The organism is Phaeovulum veldkampii DSM 11550, from assembly GCF_003034995.1.
Lineage (GTDB): Bacteria > Pseudomonadota > Alphaproteobacteria > Rhodobacterales > Rhodobacteraceae > Phaeovulum > Phaeovulum veldkampii.
Genome location: NZ_PZKF01000034.1, coordinates 23770 through 29788 on the forward strand (window position 1 = coordinate 23770; position 6019 = coordinate 29788).

Annotated in this window: 8 protein-coding genes; 4 read left to right on the plus strand and 4 right to left on the minus strand. The window is 66.8% G+C overall.

Translation table 11 applies throughout. The annotated features are described in order from the left end of the window. Positions 1-193: 193 nt before the first annotated feature. The 3 genes from C5F46_RS12785 (at position 194) to C5F46_RS12795 (ending at position 1980) form a co-directional block, all read left to right on the plus strand. Positions 194-592 (plus strand): hypothetical protein, encoded by a 399-nt coding sequence (locus C5F46_RS12785; protein ID WP_201161524.1) that lies wholly within the window; start codon positions 194-196, stop codon positions 590-592. After that, a complete protein-coding gene (locus C5F46_RS12790; RefSeq protein WP_107325731.1) occupies positions 589-1239 on the plus strand; it encodes a hypothetical protein in 651 nt (216 codons plus the stop codon). The genes C5F46_RS12785 and C5F46_RS12790 overlap by 4 nt, the downstream gene beginning before the upstream one ends. Positions 1240-1587: 348 nt before the next feature. Then, a complete protein-coding gene (locus tag C5F46_RS12795) occupies positions 1588-1980 on the plus strand; it encodes a flagellar export chaperone FliS (RefSeq protein WP_107325732.1) in 393 nt (130 codons plus the stop codon). Positions 1981-2652: 672 nt separating this feature from the next. Here the strand turns inward: C5F46_RS12795 and C5F46_RS12805 are convergent. The 4 genes from C5F46_RS12805 to C5F46_RS16695 form a co-directional block, all read right to left on the minus strand. Then, complete coding sequence (locus tag C5F46_RS12805; RefSeq protein ID WP_107325733.1) at positions 2653-3432, minus strand: hypothetical protein; 780 nt, start codon at positions 3430-3432, stop codon at positions 2653-2655. A 101-nt stretch (positions 3433-3533) separates the two neighbouring features. Continuing rightward, entirely contained in the window at positions 3534-4856 is a 1323-nt protein-coding gene (locus C5F46_RS12810) for a CsgG/HfaB family protein (protein ID WP_168796894.1), read from the minus strand. Then, entirely contained in the window at positions 4847-5371 is a 525-nt protein-coding gene (locus C5F46_RS12815; RefSeq protein WP_168796893.1) for a hypothetical protein, read from the minus strand. The genes C5F46_RS12810 and C5F46_RS12815 overlap by 10 nt, the downstream gene beginning before the upstream one ends. After that, the gene (locus C5F46_RS16695) at positions 5368-5721 is read right to left on the minus strand and encodes a hypothetical protein (RefSeq protein WP_168796892.1); all 354 of its coding nucleotides are present in this window, start codon (positions 5719-5721) and stop codon (positions 5368-5370) included. Before C5F46_RS16695 ends, C5F46_RS12815 begins: the two co-directional genes overlap by 4 nt. Here C5F46_RS16695 and C5F46_RS16905 point away from each other — a divergent pair. After that, positions 5722-6019 (plus strand): hypothetical protein (locus C5F46_RS16905; protein WP_210203002.1); only part of this gene is annotated, 298 nt, incomplete at its 3' end. It abuts the gene before it with no gap.

Sequence of the window (6019 nt, forward strand, 5' to 3'; positions counted from 1 at the left end):
TCAGACTTGGCAGTCTTCAGCGCGCTTTTCCAAGAGTTTTTTCCCTCGAGCGCCCGATGCCAAACGCGGTGCGCCTCGGACAAGCAGCGCCCCGTAGGAGGACCAGATGCTTGATAGATCACGACACGTCTGCCAGGGCGGTCAAGATGGTTTCGCGAAGGGGGAGCATCGGTTAGCCTGTGGCGGAAGACTCATGAGAACCCATATCGGCCTGATCGGTGGCGCGGCGTTGACTTTTACGAAGAGTATCGTATGTATGACTGAACTGGGTTTCAAGGAGGCGCGGCAAAGGGTGATCCAGTCCCTCAAGGAGGGGTTATACCAGCACGAGGCACGGAGCTCGATCGAGGCGAAGAACCTTCTGGCAACAGGAAAGGTCGCCGTCGCCGAGGTCGTCGACATGCTGAGGAGGTGCAACGGGACGCATCACACATCCTCGTGGCATCACACGGTGAAGGGTGTCCAGGTTCACGTGATCAAGCCTGACAAGCCGGACCGGTGGTATATCAAGTTCTACTTCCTTGATCCCGAAGCGCCCGAAACGATGTTCATCAGCGTCCATCCCGAAGACGGAGGTCAGGCCGGATCATGAAGCTGTATTTTCCTGGCGAGAAGAGCCGGGCGATCTGCGAGGATTGCGGCCGGCTGGTCACGACCACCTTCGGATATCACGATGTCCCCTTCAGTGATGGCAAAGGTCTTGCGAAGGGCATTCTGGCTGCGACCTGTGATGACTGCGGTGCCGTGGTGGCGGTTCCGGCCCAGAGCACTCCGGCGATTGCCAAGGCACGGGAGCAGGCCGAGAGCCCGCTCGAGGTCGTGCTTCCGGCTCCGGAAATGGAAGTCCTGGATGCAGCGGCGTTCCGGATCGATCCCCAGGCGACATCCCGTTTTCGCAAGGCCGTTTTCACCTATTACATCGGGTTGCTGGATGAGGAGCCCGGACTTGTCGAGCGGCTGAAACTCGGCCTTGCCGACTGGTTCGAAAGGACCACCGCCATCCGCCAGCAGGCGCGCAGGAACAGGATCAGCGTCCCGACCCGCAGGCTTTCGATGAAGATCGCCCCGCGAACCGAAGCAAGGCTGGAGCGAGTGATGATGAAGTCCGGCCTGAACAAGACGGATATTTTCCGCGGGATCGTCATGCTGACAAAGCATGATGTCCTTGATGTGGAGATCATCGGCAAGTCGAGGGCGGGAAAGGATCTCAAGGTGCTCGCGAACACCGTGAACGGCTGAGGATCGGCAGGCGCCGGTCCTGGTCACAGGACCCGCCTTCGGGGTACGGGCCGCGAGCATCGTGCTGACGTGGCGGCATGAGGCCGTGTCGTCACGGATCTGCAATCCTGGTTCGAAACTCTTCGTGGCACGGAGGGAAGCGGCGATCGGGCAATCTTCATGATGGTGCGCCGGCTCTGCCTGCCCAGCCCGAGCAGCAGGTCCGGCCTCTTCACGTCGCTGGACGAGACGGGTGATGCAGGTGTCGAAGACGGTAGCTTCGCCGATTGTTGCGCAAGTCGCTAAAAACTGTTTCCGAACGTCCGTTTGATCTCCTGTGACTTCGGCGCTTCCGGAAGGAGACAGAGGATGGCTGTCGCAGATGCGAGAACCCGCTACCGGCGTGCCGAGACCATGGACTTGCAGTCAGTCGAGGATCCGCACCAGATCATCCTCGTCACGCTGCGCGAACTGGACCGGTCGCTGAAGGCGCTCGCCGCTGCGGTGCCCGGACCGGTCTATCCCGACCAGCACCTGAACCGCGCCTTCACGGCGATCTACATCCTGCAGGGCAGCCTCGACTTCGAGAAGGGCGGCGAGATCGCGGACAACCTGTTTCGTGTCTATGAATTCTGTCGGATGCAGGTTGCCTCCGCCTTCCGCCGCGAGTCGGGGCCGCAGCTGGCCGAGGCCGCCGGCCACATCGGCAGCATCCTCTCCGCCTGGGAGCAGATCGGCCCGCGCCGGAACGACCGTCGGTGACGGCGCCGCGCCCACCGGGAAAACAGCTCCCTTGCGACCACGGCGCGGAAGGATCTTCCGGCTGAGCCGGGAGGCCGCGCCTACGGCTGCCGGAGCTTCGACGAGGCATCCGGGCGTCTTCTCCCTTCGCCGACCCTCCAGTTCCGCCTTCACCGGATTGGGAGCCCGTCCTGGAGGCGCCGGTCGCCGCGTCGACGCCCAGGCCGATGAGCCCGCCCACGAGGACGTTTCCGGCGATGGCCGCGCTGCCGCCGCCGGCCGTGGATGGGTGACATTCACTTTCGCGGGCCTGCACCCGGGCTTGCTGATGTCGATGAGATCTCGAACTTGCGCTTCAACTTCAATGCGCAAGGCAGGGTGAGGCCTGCCGGGGGATCGGGAACTCCGGTTGCGGGTTTCTCGGACATATCGGCGCCGGGGGGTGGCGTCCTGCCTGCTTTTGTCGTGGCGACCCCACGCCCACGCTCAGGCGCTGCCGGGAGGGTCCGAGGGTCTGGCGGCGGGTGAGAGCGGGGCCGATCATGATGGCCGTGGGCGGTGCGGACCAGGGCTGCGGCGGCGGTTCCGCCTTGTGCGGGGTGTGGACGGCCGGTCAGACCGGCCGTCCGGGATGCGGCCTCCCTGCCGCACCCTGATGATCACACCGGCGAGGCAGGGCCGGTGCGACCGGGATCAGTCGCGGCTGCGCGAGCCGGTCGAGACGAAGGCCGCGGTGACATCGGCGGTGTTGAGCGCACCGGCAGCCAGCGTGCTGACGCCGACGAAGCTGGTGGTCGTCAGGCTACCGACGACATCCTGGGCGGCACCGACGAAGGCATAGTTGCCGTCTTCGAGATCGAGCGAGACCGAGGCCTTGATGTCGGCCACGTTGTAGGCGGCGGCCACCGAGGAGAGGCCCGAGCCGCTGCTGCGCGAGGTGAGCAGGTCATAGGCCGAGGTGCTGGCGGTGGAGCCGGCCGCGGCGACCGAGCCGCTGGCCACGTCGAAGGACGAGGCGGCCGCGGTTTCGGTCAGGTCCATGGTCACGGTGTTGAGCGCGCCCGCGGCCAGGGTGCTGATCGAGCCCATCGACATGTTCGAGGCTTCGTCGATTTCCTCCACCATCTCGACCCCGGCGATGGTCAACCCGCCCTCGATCGCGTCGGCGCCGCCGGCGATCTCCGCGCTGCTGGCCGCGAGGTCGATGTCGAGCAACCCGCCCCGGAAGCTCGAGACCACCCCACCCTCGTCGAGGTCGGCATTGATGTTGACGGAGGCGTCGACGTCGCCGGTGTTGATCGCGATGTTGGCGAAGCGGGCGCTGCCGGTCGCGAACCCGTCATTGATGTCGGCGACGATTTCCTCGAAATCCTGGTTGACGCTGTCGAAGCCGCCGCGACGGAAGTCATCCGCATAGGCTGCCGTCGCTCCCGACAGGAGGAGGGCCGCGATCGAAAGGTGCTTGATGAACATGGTTCTCTCCATTCGCATCCGGAACTCCCCCCCTCGCGAGGCCGGATGCTGATCAAGTAATATCGAGGGGGATCTCGTGCATCGGTCTCCGTCCCGGGGCCTCAGGCCTCGCGTCCGGCGGCCGCGGGCGGAAGGACCGGCAGGCCGCGCTTCGGATCGGGGGGTTCGGGTGTCGCGGTATCCGCGGCTTCGGGAGAGGCGTCGGACGGGGCAGGGCGTGTCGTCGTGGCGGCCTTCTCGAGCCGGGGCACCGCCTCGGGGGCGGGATCTGCGTCCGCTGGCGCGGCGGGCACAGTCACCGCGTCCTGTTCGGCCCTGGCGGCCGCCTTGACGGCGCGCGCGGGCGTTGCGGGCTCCGCGACGACCGGAACGGGTGTCGCGGGGGGATCGGCAGCGGGCGCAGCGGCGGTCGTGCCGGCTGCCGGTTGAGCCTCGGAGGCCGGTTCCGCGGCGGGTTGGGGTTTCGCGGGGGCGGCCTCGGCCGTCTCGCTGTCCTGGGCCTCGGCCTCCCGCGCCTCGGCTGCGGCGACGGCCTCGAGGGCCTGCTTGCGCCGCTCCTCCGCCCGGGCCTTGGCGGCCTCGTATTTCCGGATGAATTCGCCGGTCGTCCCGGGACCCGTCACCTCTCCCGCGCCGTCATCGATCAGGGACCGGCACTCGGCATATTGCCGGACCGGCATGAGCTGCGTGAGCAGTTCGAATGTGGCGAGGTAGAGCACCTGGCGCAGCGCGAAGTTCAGCGGCTCGCGCTGCTGGACCCCCGCATCGGCGTCCACCAGGGTATTGCCGGCGAAGCGTGCCCCGGTGATGCCCCATTCATCGGCGAAGATCTGCTTCTGCAGCGGGATGTTCGCCACGATCTGCCCGGTCGTGGCATTGGTGACCGAGAGATCGAGGGCGATGAGGATGCGGTTCTGCCGGTAGCGCGGCCCGATGCCGCCGATCACGGCATAGGTTGCGCCGCCCGGGATGAAATCGAGCGAGTTGATGCTGCCGCTGACATAGAAGTCCGCCGGAACCTGCTGGCGCATGGTGCGGATGCCCCAGCTGGCCTCGTTGGTCGAGACCATCTGGTCGCGCCGGTTGACCAGCGAGACGCCGGCCTTGAAGAGCGCCGACTGGACGACTTCACCGGCGCCCTGGCTGACGAACTTGCCGGCGCCGCCGTCGTTGTACTGCTCGCGACCGGTCAGGTCGGGAATGATGCCCACCGCGAACCGCAGCCTGGGGGAGATCTTGCCGTTCAGGCAGGTGAGCGCCTGGTCGAAGGGGGTCTGCACGTCGGCGATCGGCGGTCCCTGGACCAGCTTCGCGTTCTTGTCGTGCGGGGCGATCCCGGTGCAGGCGGACAGGGCCGCCAGCAGCGCGATGCACTTGCCCGTGATCCTCGCCGCCGGCTTCAGGCGGAGGCGTGTCAGTCGCATGAACCGCTTTCCGCCCATCCGCCCGCGGAGATGTCGAACGTCGAATAGCCGGAACTGCCGGGCGCGCTGATCGATCCGTCGATGCAGCCGGTCGAATTGCTGGTGCTGACCACGCTCACCGAGGAGCCGCTGCCGTCGATCGAGATGTCGTTGGTCGTGGTGTTGACAGAGCCCACGGAATAGCTGTTGACGCCCGAGCCTTCGGCCGTGTGGTTCGAGATCTCGGCATTCGATCCGTCGCCGACGTTCACATCCATCGAGACGCTGCTGTCGTAGTAGTTGTTCTGCGTGGGCGAACTGCCCAGCGTGCCGTAGTATCCGCTCTCTGCCTTCTTCATCAGGTCAGCGGCCTGCAGGCGCACGCTCCGGTCGGAGGCGCCCGGAAAGCCCATGCTTCCGGTCCAGCCAATCCCGGCATTGTCGTAGGATTGCGCCATGCTGCCGCCGGCCAGGGTTCCGAGCAGCGGAACGGCCAGCGCCGAAAGCCGCGCCGAGCGAAAGATAGCAGCCTTCATCTCGAGACCCCCGACGAGGTTCCCAGGCCGCCGGCACTGCTGGAGGCGCCGCCCGGTCCGGCCGAGGATTTGGCGGAGCCGGTGGCACTGTCCGCCGACCCCGACGTCCCTTTCCCGTCCGCATCCGTCGAGGCATCCGATCCGTCCGCGCCTTCGGCCGAGGAGCCCGCGCCTCCGCCGCCGGCGGAGCTGTCGGTCTCGCCGGGCTGGCTGGAGCCGTCGCCGTCGCCGCTGCCGTCGTCGTCGCCGTCGTCATCGTCGCGGCCCGAGGGTGCGCCGCCGGCAGTGTTCCTCCCGTCATCCGGCATCAGCAGGACGGCCGGAGCCACGGCCGGAGTGTCGGATCCCATTTGCCGCCCGTCTTCGGATCGGCCGGATGGATCGTGCCGGGCGGAACCTCGATGCAGGCGGGCTGGGGCGCCTCGGCCGGTTCGGGACTGCAGGCTGCCAGGGTTGCGACGGCGGCGAGCAACGGAAGACCGGCGAGGAACCGCAGCGAGGGCCTGGCGGAGTTCTGGGCGCGGATCTTTCGGGGCATGGTCATTTCCATCTCGGCACACGACAACCATCAGTTCGACCGCGGTCTTTTCACGCAGCGGCATCTGGACTTGCCCAAGCTATATCAGCGCACCGAAGCCCCATCAAGGC

Bases quoted from the DNA above. Each gene is read 5' to 3' on its own strand.
- C5F46_RS12785 (WP_201161524.1), top strand. From the start codon at position 194: ATGAGAACCCATATCGGCCTGATCGGTGGCGCGGCGTTGACTTTTACG.
- C5F46_RS12790 (WP_107325731.1), top strand. From the start codon at position 589: ATGAAGCTGTATTTTCCTGGCGAGAAGAGCCGGGCGATCTGCGAGGAT.
- C5F46_RS12795 (WP_107325732.1), top strand. From the start codon at position 1,588: ATGGCTGTCGCAGATGCGAGAACCCGCTACCGGCGTGCCGAGACCATG.
- C5F46_RS12805 (WP_107325733.1), bottom strand. From the start codon at position 3,432: ATGTTCATCAAGCACCTTTCGATCGCGGCCCTCCTCCTGTCGGGAGCG.
- C5F46_RS12810 (WP_168796894.1), bottom strand. From the start codon at position 4,856: ATGCGACTGACACGCCTCCGCCTGAAGCCGGCGGCGAGGATCACGGGC.
- C5F46_RS12815 (WP_168796893.1), bottom strand. From the start codon at position 5,371: ATGAAGGCTGCTATCTTTCGCTCGGCGCGGCTTTCGGCGCTGGCCGTT.
- C5F46_RS16695 (WP_168796892.1), bottom strand. From the start codon at position 5,721: ATGGGATCCGACACTCCGGCCGTGGCTCCGGCCGTCCTGCTGATGCCG.